We start from the raw sequence: 15335 nt of genomic DNA, 5'->3' as shown, positions 1-15335 counted from the left end.
GCTGAGCGAGACGCTCAGCCGGCGAAGTCGGTGTACTCGTCGGCGGAGAGCAGGTCCTGCGGCTCCTCGGAGACGCGGACCTTGAACAGCCAGCCGCCCTCGAACGGCGCCGAGTTCACCAGGGACGGGTCGTCCACCACGTCCTGGTTGGCCTCGACGACCTCACCCGTGACGGGGGAGTACAGATCGCTCACGGACTTCGTCGACTCCAGCTCACCGCAGGTCTCACCGGCGCTGACCGTGTCACCGACCTCGGGGAGCTGGACGTACACCACATCGCCGAGGGCGTTCGCCGCGTGCTCGGTGATGCCGACCGTCGCCACGCCGTCCTCGGCGGGCGACAGCCACTCGTGCTCCTTGCTGTAGCGCAGCTGCTGGGGGTTGCTCATGACCTGAATTCTCCTGTACGCGGGGAAGTGGTGGTGAACTTTGGGTCTTGGGATGTGGGACGGGAGGCGTGCCCTGGGTCACGTCCGGGGCGCTCCCGGCGCGGATTGTCCCCGGCGCCGGTTACGTCCGGTGCCGGACCGCCCTCGGCCCGTCCCGTCGGGGGCGGCGGACGCCACCGTCACCTGTCGGTACCGATCGTCACCGATCGGTGCTCACGGACACTGATGGACACTGCACCGACCGGTGCTCACGGACAATTGACACTGCTCGACGCCCGGGGCGCCGTCGTCACTTCTGGCGCTTGTAGAACGGCAGCGCCACGACCTCGTACGGCTCGTGCGTGCCGCGGATGTCCACGCCGACGCCCTCCGTGCCCGGGGCGGCGTGCGCGGCGTCGACGTACGCCATCGCGATCGGCTTGCCGAGGGTCGGGGACGGAGCGCCCGAGGTGACCTCACCGATGACCTCGCCGCCCGCGACGACCTGGAAACCGGCGCGCGGAACCCGGCGGCCCTCGGCTACCAGGCCGACCAGCTTGCGCGGAGGGTTCGCGGCGGCGCGCTCGGCCGCCGCCTCCAGGGCCTCACGGCCGACGAAACGGCCCTCGTTGGTGGTCTTCTCGAACTTCACGACCCGGCCGAGGCCCGCGTCGAACGGGGTCAGCGCGGTCGTCAGCTCGTGCCCGTACAGCGGCATGCCCGCCTCCAGGCGCAGCGTGTCGCGGCAGGACAGGCCGCAGGGGACCAGACCGACGCCCTCGCCGGCCTCCGTCAGCGCCTTCCACAGCTTCTCCGCGTGCTCGGGAGCCACGAAGAGCTCGAAGCCGTCCTCGCCGGTGTAGCCGGTACGGGCGATCAGCGCCGGGACGCCGGCGACCGTGCCGGGCAGGCCCGCGTAGTACTTCAGACCGTCGAGGTCGGCGTCCGTGACGGACTTCAGGATGCCCGGGGACTCGGGGCCCTGGACCGCGATCAGCGCGTAGGCGTCGCGGTCGTCCCGGACCTCCGCGTCGAAGCCCTCCGCGCGGGCGGTCAGCGCGTCCAGCACCACCTGGGCGTTGGAGGCGTTGGCGACGACCATGTACTCCGTCTCGCCGAGGCGGTAGACGATCAGGTCGTCGAGGATCCCGCCGTCCTCCTGGCAGATCATGGTGTAGCGGGCGCGGCCGACGCCGACCCCGCCGATGTTGCCGACCAGCGCGAAGTCCAGCAGGTCCGCGGCACCGGCACCCGTCACGGTGATCTCGCCCATGTGCGACAGGTCGAACAGGCCGGCCTTGGTGCGGACCGCGTGGTGCTCGTCCCGCTCACTGGCGTAGCGCAGCGGCATGTCCCAGCCCGCGAAATCGGTCATGGTCGCGCCCAGCGCACGATGCAGGGCGTCGAGTGCGGTCAGACGAGGGGTGGTGCTCATGGATATGACTCCCAGGGCGTGCCGACGAGGACGGTCCTCCCCATCTGTCATCGGAACCTGAGAGGTTCGCCGAGAGCCCGGAACGGACCACGACTTGCACCTTGGGTGGAGCCGCGCAGCGGCTCGCTTTTCAGATCTGCCTCATCCGGGCGGTACGGGGCCTGAGAGATTCAAGGGAGGAACTTGCTCCTTCGGCGCCCGGCACCAGGTGGCCGGGACTCTCCCGCGCGGATTCAAACGGCCGATATGCAGTTGGCGCGGACATCATTGCACGCGGGACGGGGAAACGGAGCCCCAGGGCCGGAAACAATCCCTACCGGGGCGTACGCGCGCCGCACCGGCAAATCTGCTTGTCTGGCATTACTGATTCTTTACACTTCATGGGCATAGTCGGGAGACCCGACCTCGGGGGAGGCTCGATGACATCGCACACGCAAAGACCGGGCGGATACGCCGCCGCGGTACCGGCCCAGCCGGCCCTGCCCGTGCCCGCCACGGCACGGCGGGCATCAGGACGTGCCACCCGCACCGTCCGCGACCTGCGCGGACGCGCCGGGCTCGGCGCCGCCGGACTCCATTTCCCCGCAGGCGACGTGGTCGTCGTCTCCGGACTGCCGGGCAGCGGCAAGTCCACCCTCATCCGGCGGGCCGTGCCCGACGGCTACGGCGCACGCCGTATCGACTCCCAGGACGTGCGGGAGCGCTGGGAACAGCGGTTGCCCCGCTTCCTCCCGTACGGCGTCTACCGCCCCCTCGTCAGGATCGCCCACTACGCCGGACTGCGGGGCGCCCTGCGCTCCGGCGACAGCGTGGTCGTCCACGACTGCGGCACCCAGGCGTGGGTGCGCCGCTGGCTGGGCCGGGAGGCCCGGCGCCGCGGCCGGGCGCTCCGGCTCGTCCTCCTCGACGTGCCGCCGGAGACCGCGCTCGACGGCCAGCGCGAGCGGGGCCGCGGCGTCACCGGCTACGCCTTCGGCCGGCACCGCCGAGCGGTCGCCCGGCTGGTGCGCGACGCCGAACGCGGAGTGCTCCCGGGCGGCTGTACGTCCGCGGTGCTCCTCGACCGGGACGCCGCGACCGCGGTCCACCGGATCGCGTTCGCAGAGGCATAGGGGGCGGCGGCACGCGGAGGCGCAGCCGCGTGTGGTCCGCGAGGTACGGGTCCCTGAGGCGCGTACCGGGGGAGGTGCGGCGCCGTGGCGGACGTCGGTGTGCCGGGGACGGGTAGCGCCTGGGCGCGGCGAACCGTACCGGGTGCGCGCGGGGTCGGCGGGGCCGGTGGCCGGCGCGCGGGTCGAGGTCCGGACATCCCGCGTCCCGGGTCCGTCCTTCCCGCGTAATAGGGTCGACCGCACAGGCAAGGGTGACGGAGGGGAGCCGTGGAGAATCCTGGCGTTCCGGGGCAGACGCACGCGCATGCGTACGGGCAGGGCGGCGCATGGCCCGCCAATGAGCTGGAGCAGGTGCTCGCCGCATCCGTCGGCAACCCCTCGGCCGGCGCCCGCATCGTCGAGGTGCTGGGGCGCAGCCACGTCTGGGTGCCCCTCCCCAAGGGCGGCAGCCCCGACAGCCCGAACCTCGATCTGCCCACCATGGACATCAACGGCGAGGCGTACGTCCCCGTCTACAGCTCGGAGCAGCAGTTCCTGCAGTGCGCGGGCGAGGGCATGCCGTACGCCGTCGCGCCCGCTGTCGAGTTCGCCCGGGGTCTGCCCCCGCAGCTCGGCATCGCCGTGAACCCCGAGGGCGTGGTCGGGGTCCCGCTGCCGCCGCCCGCCGTCGCCGAACTGTGCCGGGCCGGCCGCACCCCCCTGGAGGGCTCCGCCGCCGGAGGACGCGTGCGGCTGTTCGAGCCGGACTGGCAGGACGACCCCGTCGACTTCCTGTCCGCCGCCTCCGCCGAGTTCGAGGCGACCGGGGTGGTCCTCTCGGCCCGCCGCGCGCTGGCGAGCATCGAGGGGCAGGCGCCGACGCTCTTCATCGGTGTGGAGATGCTCTCCGTGCACGCCGCCGACCGGGAGGTCCCGCTCGACGCCCTGGGCCGGGTCCTTGGCCTGATCCCGGTTCCCTGGCCGGTCAATCTGGTCCTCCTGGACGTCGCCCAGGACCCCGTCGGCGACTACCTCCGCGAGCGGGTCCGCCCCTTCTATCAGCGGGAACACCGGCTGCCCGGGTGACCGCCGGGCACGGCTGCCGCCGGCCGCCGTGCCGCTTGGGAGGGGGCGGCGGCTCCGGGACCCTTCCCGGGGCCGGCTCGCATCGGCCGGATCCGGCGCCACCCCCTAAGCTGGTGCGCAAACGGGTGGATCGAAGAGGGGCGGGACCCAGGTGAGCGCGTCAGGCACCGCTGCGGTCGGGCAGGTCGAGCACATGCTGCGCCAGGTGACGCCCGGGCGCTACGACGCGTACGAGAACCTGTTGTGGTCCCTCGCCGAGGGCCGGGTCTGGATGCTGCTCTGGCAGGGCCTCGCCGGCTCGCCCGACGCCCAGTACGGCAGCATGGAGGTCGACGGCCTGCGCTACGCCCCGTGCGTGACCTCCGCCGAGGAGTTCGCCGCCAGCGGCTGGAACCGCGCCCACGAGGTCGTCCCGGGCCTCGACATCGCCCAGGCCCTCTATCCCGACCGTTCGGGTATCTGGCTCAATCCGCACGCCCAGGGCGGCGGCGTCGGCATTCCGTGGCCCGATCTGCGCCGGATCGCCACCGGCCTCGACCGGATGCCCGCGGGACCGCTCAGGTTGTCCGAGCCGGCCATCGAACTCCCGCAGTTCTACGCGCTGCTGACACAGAACGCCCACCGCACCCCGGCCGTCCGCTCCCTGCGCCGCGCCTGGGTGCAGCCGGCCCTCGGTGCGCCCTATCTGGCGATCGGCCTCGACCTGTACGACAACGCGTCGGCAGCGGTCGAATCGGTCCGCGTCATGATGCGCCAGTCCCTCGTGGCGGTCCCCGACGGACTGCCCGTCTCCACGGTCGCCCTCTCCGACGAGTACGACCCCGTGGGCATGTGGCTGCGCGCCAACGCCCGCCCCTTCTATGCCCGCGAGGCCCACGCGGCACCCGCGGCCCCGCCCGCGCCCGGCTACGGCTACCCCCCGGCGGCTCCTCTCGGGTACTGACGCGCCGGAGTAGTCCGGGGCGCCCGGCCTGCCCGGCCTGCGGGCAGGCCGGCAGACGTGCGCGGGGTCGGTCCCGCGTGCCCGGCATGCGCTCGGTCACCCGGCGTGCGGTCGGTCACCCGGCATGCGGTCGGCACCCGGAGTACGGGAGACACCGGTAGACCAGGCGAACACCGGAAGCCCCGGAAGCCCCGGAAGCGACGGAAGCCCCGGAAGCGCAGAAAACACCGGAAACCCGGAACCCCCCTGAGGAGGGGGAATCACCCCCAAAAAGCGCGCACACCACCCGTAGTACAGGAAACACCCGTAGGCCACGAGACCGACACTCATCCGAATTCCTGGGGCAATAACGCGAGTTGAGCGTCATGTCCGTTCTGAGTGAATAGCGGTCGCACTACCGCTCAGTATCAATCGACGTCCGTATAACGGAAGGTCACGTACTGCATCACGGTTGCGCAAACATTCCCCGACAGGTCTGGCGGGTGATCGCGAGAGCGTTGAAGACTCCCCGGAAACACGCACCTTCGGTCCGAGTCAGGCCTGTTCGCGGGCCCTGCCCGCAGGCCCCGTAGGTATGCATCACCCTGCACCAACTGATGGAACGATGCCGCTACAGCGGCGGGCGCTGGCCGACCACAGACGGCCGAGAGGGGTCCCCACCACGATGACGGCACCACTGCACGACACGACCGCGGCCGGGACCGCGGCAGCCGATGTCGCCGCGGACGTCCCCCAGAAGGCGATCGAGGGCCGCTCCCCCTGGAAGATCGCCTGGGTGCGCCTCAAGCGCGACAGGATTGCGCTGACCGGTGGTTTCGTCGTCCTTTTCCTGATCGGCGTCGCGATCTTCGCGCCGGCCATCGTGAGTGCCTTCGGCCACCCGCCGAACCAGTTCCACGAAGACCAGATCGACCCCCTCTTCGGTACGCCGATCGGATCCTGGGGCGGCATCAGTTCGGAATTCCTGCTGGGGGTCGAGCCCGTCAACGGCCGTGACGTGTTCAGCCGCATCATCTACGGCGCCCGTATCTCGCTGCTGGTCGCCTTCCTCGCCGCCGTTGTCGCGGTGGTGCTCGGCACCGTCATCGGCATCATCGCCGGTTACTTCGGCGGCTGGGTCGACGCGGCGATCAGCCGGGTCATGGACGTCATGCTGGCCTTCCCGCAGCTGCTCTTCACCATCGCCCTGGTGTCCGTCCTCCCCAACGAGCTCTTCGGCATCGAGGGTTCGGGTGTCCGGATCGGCGCCCTGGTGGTCGTCATCGGCTTCTTCGGCTGGCCCTACGTCGGCCGGATCGTGCGAGGCCAGACCCTCTCGCTGCGGGAGCGGGAGTACGTGGAGGCGGCCCGCAGCCTCGGCGCCGGCCGGCTCTACATCCTCCGCCGGGAGCTGCTGCCCAACCTGGTGGCGCCCATCACCGTCTACGCCACCCTGATGATCCCCACGAACATCCTCACCGAGGCCGCGCTCAGCTTCCTGGGTGCGGGCGTGAAGCCGCCCACCGCCTCGTGGGGCCAGATGCTCTCGAAGGCCGTGACCACGTACGAGTCCGACCCGCTGTTCATGGTGATCCCGGGTCTGGCCATCTTCGTCACGGTGCTGGCCTTCAACCTCTTCGGCGACGGCGTGCGGGACGCGCTCGACCCGAAGGGCGCTCGCTGATCTCCGCCTGAGCCGCCCGCAGACCAGCAAGACCCGCCCCTGCCGATCAGTCAGGAGGCCCCCACATACGTGTGGTCCGTCGTCCGGGCCACCATCACCACGGAGGTTGCGAGAACGTGACACTCAACAGCTCATCGAGGCGCAGACTGGCCGCGGGCTCCGCGCTTGTCGTCGCTGCCCTGCTCGGCACCGCGGCCTGTGGCGGTGGCAAGGACAGTGACGGTGGCAAGGACGGCGCCCCCGGCTTCAACGCCGCAGTCAACAAGATCGCCAACGCCTCCGACAAGAAGGGCGGCGAGCTGAAGTTCATCGGCTCGCAGGACGCCGACTCGTGGGACCCGCAGCGCGGCTACTACGGCTTCATGTGGGACTTCGCCCGCTACTACACGCGTCAGCTGGTCACCTTCAAGGCCGAGCCGGGTGCGGCGAGCACCGAGCTGGTCCCGGACATGGCCACCGACACCGGCCAGGTCTCGGCCGACGGGAAGACCTACACCTTCAAGCTGAAGGACGGTCTGGCCTGGGAGGACGGCAAGCCGATCACCTCCAAGGACATCAAGTACGGCATCGAGCGCATCTGGGCGCAGGACGTCATCTCCGGCGGTCCGATCTACCTCCAGCAGGTGCTCGACCCCAAGGGCGAGTACAAGGGCCCGTACAAGGACACCTCCGCGGACAAGCTCGGCCTGAAGGCCATCGAGACCCCGGACGACAAGACCATCGTCTTCAAGCTGCCGACGCCCAACGGCGATTTCCTGCAGATGCTGGCGATGCCCTCCGCCACCCCGGTCCGCCAGGACACGGACACCAAGGCGAAGTACGGCCTGAAGCCGTTCTCCAACGGCCCGTACAAGTGGCAGGAGTACACGCCGAACAAGTCCATCACCCTCGTCCGCAACGAGAAGTGGGACGCGAAGACGGACACCGTCCGCAAGGCACTGCCGGACAAGATCACCGTCAAGCTGACCACCAACGCCGACGACATGGACAACCGGCTGATCGAGGGCGAGTACGACCTCGACCTCAACGCCACCGGTATCGGCCAGGCCGCCCGCGCCAAGGTGCTCCAGCAGCACAAGGCCAACGCGGACAACCCGCAGACCGGCTTCATCCGCTACGCGGTGTTCCCGCAGACGGTCAAGCCGCTCGACAACGTCGAGTGCCGCAAGGCGCTCATCTACGCGGCCGACTCCAAGTCCCTGCAGACCGCCCGTGGCGGCCCGCAGGCCGGTGGTGACATCGCCACCAACATGCTGCCGCCGGCCATCAAGGGCGCCGACCCGAAGGCCGACCCGTACGGCAAGCTCGCCGGCACGCCGGACGTCGCGAAGGCCAAGGAAGCACTGACCAAGTGCGGCCAGCCGAACGGCTTCAAGACGACCATCGCGGTCCGCAACAACAAGCCGATCGAGATCGCCACGGCCGAGTCCCTGCAGCAGGCGCTCGCCAAGGTCGGTATCACCGCCCAGATCGACCAGTTCGACGGTGCCCAGACCTCCGGCATCATCGGCTCGCCCAAGGTCGTCAAGGAAAAGGGCTACGGCATCATCATCATGGGCTGGGGCGCCGACTTCCCGACCGGTCAGGGCTTCCTGCAGCCGCTGGTCGACGGTCGCTTCATCCTGCAGAGCGGCAACAACAACTTCTCGGAGCTGAACGACAAGACCGTCAACGGTCTGTTCGACCAGGCGCTGCAGGAGACCGACCCGACCAAGGCCGGCGAGCTCTACAAGCAGATCAACACGAAGGTCTCGGAGGCCGCGGTCTACCTGCCCTTCACCCACGAGAAGAACATCATCTGGCGCAGCTCCCGGCTGACCAACGTCTACACGGCCGACGCCTACAACGGCCGCTACGACTACGCCTCGCTCGGCGTCAAGTGACCGTCCGACCGCTCCACCGGCGCACCCGCCGCTAGGCTCGAAGGGCAGGTGATGGCCGTGCGCGGCGGCCGGGGAACCCTCTGAGGGTGCCCCGGCCGCCGCCGGGCCGACTGCATGCTTGCATACCTCATCAGGCGGCTGACCGCCGTCGTTGTGATGCTGATGGTCGTCACGCTGGTGACGTTCGGCATCTTCTTCCTCATTCCCACACTGACCGGCAGTGACCCTGCCGCGATGTTCGTCGGCAAGCAGGCGGACCCGGCCTCGATCGAGGGCATTCGCCAGAAGCTGGGCCTGGACGAGCCGATCCTGGTGCAGTTCTGGCACTTCGTCACGGGTGTCGTCGCCGGCCGCGACTACACCGGCGGTGGCGAGACCATTCACTGCAGCGCGCCGTGCTTCGGCTACTCGTTCCGCAGCGAGCAGGAAGTATGGCCGATGCTCGTGGGCGCCTTCCCGGTGACCCTGTCGATGATCATCGGAGCGGTGGTGCTGTGGCTGCTCGTCGGCATCTCCACCGGTGTGCTGTCGGCGCTCAAGCGGGGCACCGCGGTCGACCGGGTCGCGATGATCACCGCCCTCGCCGGCGTCTCGCTGCCGATCTACTTCACCGGCATGCTGGCCCTGCTGGTCTTCCGGACCCAACTGGGCTGGACGAACGCCGAGTACGTGCCCATCACGGAGAGCTTCGGAGGCTGGTTCGGCGGGCTGATCCTGCCCTGGGTCACCCTCGCGTTCCTCTACGCCGCCATGTACGCCCGGCTGACCCGGGCCACCCTGCTCGAAGTGCTCGGTGAGGACTACATCCGTACCGCGCGTGCCAAGGGCCTGCGTGAACCGGTCGTCCTCGGCAAGCACGCGATGCGTTCCACCATGACGCCGATCCTGACCATTCTCGGCATGGACCTCGGTGCCCTCGTGGGCGGCGCGATCCTGACCGAGACCACGTTCTCCCTGCATGGTCTGGGCCATCTCGCGATCAAGTCCGTCAGCGACCGGGACCTGCCCATCATCGTCGGCGTCACCCTGATCACCGCTTCGGCGGTGGTGATCGCCAACCTCGTCGTGGACCTCTTGTACGCCGTGATCGACCCCCGAGTGAGGCTGGCATGACCGAGCTCAAGAACACAGCCGTCGTGGGCGAACCGGAGACCGTCGGCGCACCGCCGTCGGACGCCTTCCTCGACGTGCGCGACCTCAGGATCCACTTCCCGACCGACGACGGACTGGTCAAGTCCGTGGACGGGCTCACCTTCCGGCTGGAGAAGGGCAAGACCCTCGGCATCGTCGGCGAGTCCGGCTCCGGCAAGTCGGTCACCTCGCTGGGCATCATGGGTCTGCACACGGTCGGCCAGTACGGCCGCCAGCGGGCACGGATATCCGGTGAGATCTGGCTCAACGGTACGGAACTGCTGTCGGCCGACCAGGACAAGGTGCGCCGGTTGCGCGGACGCGACATGGCGATGATCTTCCAGGACCCGCTGTCCGCGATGCACCCGTACTACACGGTCGGCCACCAGATCGTGGAGGCCTACCGGGTCCACAACGACGTCGACAAGAAGACGGCTCGCCGGCGCGCGATCGAACTCCTCGACCGGGTGGGCATCCCCGAGCCGGGCAAGCGGGTCGACAACTACCCGCACGAGTTCTCCGGCGGCATGCGCCAGCGCGCGATGATCGCGATGGCGCTGGTGAACAACCCCGAGCTGCTGATCGCCGACGAGCCGACGACCGCCCTCGACGTGACCGTCCAGGCGCAGATCCTCGACCTCATCCGCGACCTCCAGAAGGAGTTCGGTTCCGCCGTCATCGTGATCACCCACGACCTGGGCGTCGTCGCCGAACTCGCCGACGACATCCTGGTGATGTACGGCGGCCGCTGCGTCGAGCGCGGCCCCGCGGAACAGGTCTTCTACCAGCCGCAGCACCCCTACACCTGGGGCCTCCTCGGCTCGATGCCGCGCATCGACCGCGACCAGACCGATCGGCTCATCCCCGTCAAGGGCTCGCCGCCCAGCCTCATCAACGTCCCCAGCGGCTGCGCCTTCAACCCGCGCTGCCCCTACGCGGACGTGCCCAAGGACGGCATCACCCGTACCGAGCGCCCCGAACTGCGCGAAGCCGACAGCGGCCACTTCTCCGCGTGCCACATGACGCAGGAGGAACGTGCCCGGATCTGGACCGAAGAGATTGCGCCGAAGCTGTGAGTGAATCGAAGAAGGCGGATGCCTCCGTAGTCCCCGCGCAGGCCACGGCGTCGCCCGAGCCGCTTCTCAAGGTCGAGGGCCTGGTCAAACACTTCCCGATCAAGAAGGGGCTGCTGCAGCGGCAGGTCGGCGCGGTCAAGGCGGTCGACGGCATCTCGTTCGACGTGCGTCCGGGGGAGACCCTGGGCGTCGTGGGCGAGTCGGGCTGCGGCAAGTCGACCATGGGCCGGCTCATCACCCGGCTGCTCGAACCCACCGGCGGGAAGATCGAGTTCGAGGGCAAGGACATCACGCACCTCGGTGTCGCGGGCATGCGTCCGATGCGCCGCGATGTGCAGATGATCTTCCAGGACCCCTACGGTTCGCTGAACCCGCGGCACACCGTCGGCTCGATCGTCTCGGCCCCCTTCAAGCTCCAGGGCGTCACGCCCGAGGGCGGAGTGAAGAAGGAGGTGCAGCGGCTGCTCGGACTCGTGGGTCTGAACCCCGAGCACTACAACCGCTACCCGCACGAGTTCTCCGGCGGCCAGCGCCAGCGCATCGGTATCGCCCGGGCGCTCGCGCTGAAGCCGAAGCTGGTGGTCGCGGACGAGCCGGTGTCGGCGCTGGACGTGTCGATCCAGGCCCAGGTCGTCAACCTCCTGGACGACCTCCAGGAGGAGCTGGGCCTCACGTACGTGATCATCGCGCACGACCTGTCGGTCATCCGGCACGTCTCGGACCGGATCGCGGTGATGTACCTCGGCAAGATCGTCGAGCTGGCGGACCGCTCCTCGCTGTACACCTCGCCGATGCACCCGTACACCAAGGCGCTGCTGTCGGCGGTGCCGGTCCCGGACCCGAAGCGGCGGGGTGTGAAGAGCGAGCGGATCCTGCTCAAGGGCGATGTGCCGTCGCCGATCTCGCCGCCGAGCGGCTGCCGCTTCCACACGCGCTGCTGGAAGGCGACGGAGATCTGCAAGACGCAGGACCCGCCGCTGCTGGCGCTGAAGACAGGGCACCAGGTGGCTTGCCACCACCCGGAGAACGCCGCCGACCAGGCGCCGGACGAGGTGGCACTGCCGTCGGCGCGCGAGGCGATCGAGATCGTCGACGTGACGCCCAAGGCGGCTGAGGCGGAGGCGGAAGCCTCGGCGTCCCAGGAGGCCTCGGTTTCTGAGGAGGCCGCGGAGTCCGGGACGACGGAGGAGTCGGAAGCGTCCGGGACGTCCGAGGAGTCCGAGGCGTTCGAGGGCCCCGGTGCGACGGAGGAGGCCACGGAGTCCGGTGCGGCCGAGGCGTCCACGGCCCCCGCGGAGGCGGCCGGTGGCACCGACGGGGGGGCCAAGAGCACCCACAAGGAGTAGAACCGGCACAATTGGCCGGTGCTCCACGAACTGTTCACGCCCTCCGTCCAGCATGTGCTCGACCTCGCCGGAATCTTCGTCTTCGCGATCTCCGGCGCCCTGCTCGCCGTACGCAAGAACTTCGACGTCTTCGGCATCGCAGTGCTCGCAGAGGCGACCGCGCTGGGCGGAGGGCTCTTCCGCGACCTGGTGATCGGGGCGGTTCCGGCCGCCTTCACCGATCTCGGCTACTTCCTCATGCCGCTGGTCGCGGCCGCCCTGGTGTTCTTCCTGCACCCCGAGGTCGAGCGCATCCAGGGCGCCGTCTACGTCTTCGACGCGGCCGGCCTGGGCCTGTTCTGCGTCACGGGCACCACCAAGGCGTACGAATACGGCCTGGGGCTTACCTCTTCGGCCGTGCTGGGGCTGGCGACCGCCGTCGGCGGCGGTGTGCTGCGGGACGTCCTGGCCAACGAGGTCCCGTCCCTGCTGCGCTGGGACCGCGACCTGTACGCGGTGCCCGCGATCGTGGGGTCCACCATCGTCGTCCTGTGTATCCGCTTCGGCGTGCTCAACGCGGCGACCAGCGGCCTGGCCGTGGTCACGGCCTTCCTCATCCGGCTGGCGGCCATGAAGTTCCACTGGCGGGCCCCGCGCGCCTGGAACCGCCGTTCCGCGGCGGCCGAAGAAGCCTGAACCAGAAAAGCTACCGCTCAGTAATTTCTTGTTGTACCGTGCGAAGCATGGCACTGGCACCGGCATCCGTATCCGCAACCATCGGCGACAGCGAGTTCGACCGCGACACGGCGGTGACCCCCCGGGCGCAGGAACCGGGCGTCTACGACGCCGAACTCTCCGCAGGATGGACGATCATCCAAGCCGTCAACGGCGGCTACCTGCTCGCCCTGCTCGGCCGGGCGCTCGGTGAGGCGCTGCCGCACCGGGACCCGTTCAGCGTCTCGGCGCACTATCTGACGCCGTCGGTCCCGGGGCCGGCGGTCATCCGGACACACGTGGTCCGCACCGGGCGCACCCTCTCGACCGGCCAGGCCTCGCTGTTCCAGTACGACGAGAACGGCGCCGAAGTGGAGCGCATCCGGGTGCTCGCCTCGTACGGCGACCTGGACGCGCTGCCCGACGACGTCCGGACGACCGCGCGGCCGCCGGCCATCCCTCCGCTGGACCAGTGCCTGGGCCCGGCCGACGGCCCCACTCCGCAGATCCCCGGAAGCTCGGCGATCACCGAGCGGCTGATGCTCAAGCTGGATCCGGCGTGCGTGGGCTGGGTGCTCGGGGCGCCCTCGGGCAAGGGCGAGATGCGCGCCTGGTTCGGCCTGGCGGACGGCCGCGACGCCGACCCGCTCTCCCTGCTGCTCACCGTGGACGCACTGCCCCCCACCGCCTTCGAACTGGGCATCAAGGGGTGGACCCCGACGGTCGAACTGACCACGCACATCCGTTGCCGCCCCGCGCCGGGACCGCTCCGAGTCTCCATCACCACCCGCAACCTCGCCGGCGGCTTCCTGGAGGAGGACGCCGAGGTCTGGGACAGCGCGGACCGCCTGGTCGCACAGTCCCGCCAGCTGGCCCGAGCGCTCCACATCTGACGGCCGGGTGCACATCTGACGGCCGGGTGCACGCCTGGCGGTCGGGTGCACGCCTGGCGGTCGGGTGCACGCCTGGCGGTTGGGTGCACGCCTGGCGGCCGCGTCCGCGTCTGGTGGCCGACACGCCCGATGTCGGCGTCCGTGCCCGACGGTGTGCACCACGCCCGACGGCGTGCACCACGCCCGACGGTGTGTTCCTCATCCGACGTCGGTGTGCAGGCCCTGCCGCGCGATGCACCTCGCCCGACGGTCGGTGCTCCTCACCCGGGCCGGGGTTGCCGGGACCCCGGCCCGGGCGGAGAGCACCGACCGTCGGGTGGCGGCCGGTGCGGGTTCGTGCCGCCGGCGTCCGTGGCCCCTGCGCGAACACCCGCCCGTACGCCCCGGCCCGGACCCTCCCCGTACGCCGCCGTACACGGCGGGCAGCGGGAACGTCGCCCCCCGGGGCTCGTAGAATCGGGGCCACCATGGCATACCTCGACCACGCCGCGACCACTCCGATGCTTCCCGAGGCGGTCGAGGCGATGACCGCCCACCTGGCCGTCACCGGCAACGCGTCCTCGCTCCACGCCGCCGGGCGGCGGGCGCGGCGCACCGTCGAGGAGGCCCGCGAGACGCTCGCGGAGGCACTCGGCGCACGGCCCAGTGAAGTCGTGTTCACCGCGGGCGGCACCGAAGCCGACAACCTCGCCGTCAAGGGCCTCTACTGGGCCCGCCGTGACGCCGACCCGCGCCGTACCCGGATCCTGGCCAGTCCGGTCGAGCACCACGCGGTCCTGGACGCCGTGCACTGGCTCGGCGACCACGAGGGCGCCACGGTGGAGTACCTCCCCGTGGACTCCTACGGACGGGTGCACCCGGAGGCACTGCGCCAGGCACTGAGCCGCGACCCCGACGACGTCGCGCTCGTCACCGTGATGTGGGCGAACAACGAGATCGGCACGGTCATGCCGGTCCGTCAGCTCGCCGACGTGGCAGCCGGGTTCGGCGTTCCGCTGCACGCCGACGCCGTCCAGGCCGTGGGCCAGCTCGATGTGGACTTCGCCGCCTCCGGGCTCGCCGCCATGACGGTCAGCGGCCACAAGATCGGTGGCCCGTACGGTATCGGCGCGCTGCTCCTGGGCCGTGAGTACAGCCCCGTGCCGGTGCTGCACGGCGGCGGCCAGGAGCGCCACGTCCGGTCCGGCACCCTCGACGTGCCCGCCATCGCGGCCTTCGCGGTGGCGGGGCGGCTCGCCGCGGAACGCCGCGAGGACTTCGCCCGGGAGATCGGCGGACTGCGCGACGAACTGGTCGCGGCAGTGCGTGCCGCGGTACCGGACGCGGTGCTCGGCGGTGACCCCGCCGACCGGCTTCCCGCCAACGCGCACTTCGCCTTCCCCGGCTGCGAGGGCGATTCGCTGCTGCTGCTGCTCGACGCCCAGGGGATCGAGTGCTCCACCGGCTCGGCCTGCACCGCGGGCGTCGCGCAGCCCAGCCATGTGCTGCTCGCCACCGGTACGGACCCCGAACTCGCGCGCGGCACCCTGCGCTTCTCGCTCGGCCACACCTCCACCGAGCAGGACGTGGCGGCGGTCGCCGCCGCGATCGGCCCGGCGGTGGAGCGTGCCCGCACGGCGGGCCTCACCTGACCCGGGGCGGGGGGGGGGGGGGGGGGGGGGGGGGGGGGGGGGGGTGGGGGGGGGGGGGGGGGGGGTGGGGGGGGGAGGGGGGGGGGGGGGGGAGGG

The 15335-nt window shown here is 70.5% G+C and carries 13 protein-coding genes and 1 riboswitch; of the genes, 11 read left to right on the top strand and 2 right to left on the bottom strand.

The genetic code is table 11. The annotated features are described in order from the left end of the window. Nucleotides 1–14 precede the first annotated feature (14 nt). Both gcvH and gcvT read right to left on the bottom strand, forming a co-directional pair. The gene (gcvH, locus tag ACZ4Z5_RS00265) at nucleotides 15–389 is read right to left on the bottom strand and encodes a glycine cleavage system protein GcvH (protein ID WP_468254216.1); all 375 of its coding nucleotides are present in this window, start codon (nucleotides 387–389) and stop codon (nucleotides 15–17) included. A gap of 289 nt (nucleotides 390–678) precedes the next feature. Further along, nucleotides 679–1803 (bottom strand): glycine cleavage system aminomethyltransferase GcvT, encoded by a 1125-nt coding sequence (gene gcvT / locus ACZ4Z5_RS00260; protein ID WP_468254212.1) that lies wholly within the window; start codon nucleotides 1801–1803, stop codon nucleotides 679–681. Nucleotides 1804–1943: 140 nt separating this feature from the next. Continuing rightward, a riboswitch (glycine riboswitch) is annotated at nucleotides 1944–2039 on the bottom strand. Between the two features lie 183 nt (nucleotides 2040–2222). On the opposite strand from gcvT, the gene ACZ4Z5_RS00255 reads away from it, so the two are divergent. From ACZ4Z5_RS00255 to ACZ4Z5_RS00205, 11 genes are all read left to right on the top strand, one after another. Further along, nucleotides 2223–2915: an AAA family ATPase gene (locus tag ACZ4Z5_RS00255; protein ID WP_468254209.1), complete on the top strand. Its 693-nt coding sequence runs from the start codon at nucleotides 2223–2225 to the stop codon at nucleotides 2913–2915. Nucleotides 2916–3182: 267 nt separating this feature from the next. After that, the gene (locus ACZ4Z5_RS00250) at nucleotides 3183–3980 is read left to right on the top strand and encodes an enhanced serine sensitivity protein SseB (protein ID WP_468254205.1); all 798 of its coding nucleotides are present in this window, start codon (nucleotides 3183–3185) and stop codon (nucleotides 3978–3980) included. Nucleotides 3981–4131: 151 nt separating this feature from the next. Then, the gene (locus ACZ4Z5_RS00245; RefSeq protein WP_468254201.1) at nucleotides 4132–4923 is read left to right on the top strand and encodes an enhanced serine sensitivity protein SseB C-terminal domain-containing protein; all 792 of its coding nucleotides are present in this window, start codon (nucleotides 4132–4134) and stop codon (nucleotides 4921–4923) included. A 664-nt stretch (nucleotides 4924–5587) separates the two neighbouring features. Continuing rightward, the gene (locus tag ACZ4Z5_RS00240) at nucleotides 5588–6586 is read left to right on the top strand and encodes an ABC transporter permease (protein ID WP_468254198.1); all 999 of its coding nucleotides are present in this window, start codon (nucleotides 5588–5590) and stop codon (nucleotides 6584–6586) included. A gap of 116 nt (nucleotides 6587–6702) precedes the next feature. Next, entirely contained in the window at nucleotides 6703–8469 is a 1767-nt protein-coding gene (locus ACZ4Z5_RS00235; protein ID WP_468254195.1) for an ABC transporter substrate-binding protein, read from the top strand. Nucleotides 8470–8583: 114 nt separating this feature from the next. Next, nucleotides 8584–9582 (top strand): ABC transporter permease, encoded by a 999-nt coding sequence (locus ACZ4Z5_RS00230; protein ID WP_468254192.1) that lies wholly within the window; start codon nucleotides 8584–8586, stop codon nucleotides 9580–9582. Then, nucleotides 9579–10676 carry an ABC transporter ATP-binding protein gene (locus ACZ4Z5_RS00225; protein ID WP_468254189.1) on the top strand — a complete coding sequence of 366 codons (1098 nt, stop codon included), beginning with the start codon at nucleotides 9579–9581 and terminating at the stop codon, nucleotides 10674–10676. The genes ACZ4Z5_RS00230 and ACZ4Z5_RS00225 overlap by 4 nt, the downstream gene beginning before the upstream one ends. Further along, nucleotides 10673–12022: an ABC transporter ATP-binding protein gene (locus ACZ4Z5_RS00220; RefSeq protein ID WP_468254185.1), complete on the top strand. Its 1350-nt coding sequence runs from the start codon at nucleotides 10673–10675 to the stop codon at nucleotides 12020–12022. Before ACZ4Z5_RS00225 ends, ACZ4Z5_RS00220 begins: the two co-directional genes overlap by 4 nt. A gap of 18 nt (nucleotides 12023–12040) precedes the next feature. Beyond that, the gene (locus ACZ4Z5_RS00215) at nucleotides 12041–12697 is read left to right on the top strand and encodes a trimeric intracellular cation channel family protein (RefSeq protein WP_468254181.1); all 657 of its coding nucleotides are present in this window, start codon (nucleotides 12041–12043) and stop codon (nucleotides 12695–12697) included. Between the two features lie 47 nt (nucleotides 12698–12744). Continuing rightward, nucleotides 12745–13608 (top strand): thioesterase family protein, encoded by an 864-nt coding sequence (locus ACZ4Z5_RS00210; protein WP_468254177.1) that lies wholly within the window; start codon nucleotides 12745–12747, stop codon nucleotides 13606–13608. Between the two features lie 467 nt (nucleotides 13609–14075). Further along, the gene (locus ACZ4Z5_RS00205; protein ID WP_468254173.1) at nucleotides 14076–15239 is read left to right on the top strand and encodes a cysteine desulfurase family protein; all 1164 of its coding nucleotides are present in this window, start codon (nucleotides 14076–14078) and stop codon (nucleotides 15237–15239) included. Nucleotides 15240–15335 lie beyond the last annotated feature (96 nt).

The organism is Streptomyces sp. NPDC030222 (assembly GCF_055573115.1).
Note: the sequence above shows the minus strand (reverse complement) of the source record. Positions and strands in the feature narration are given on the sequence as shown.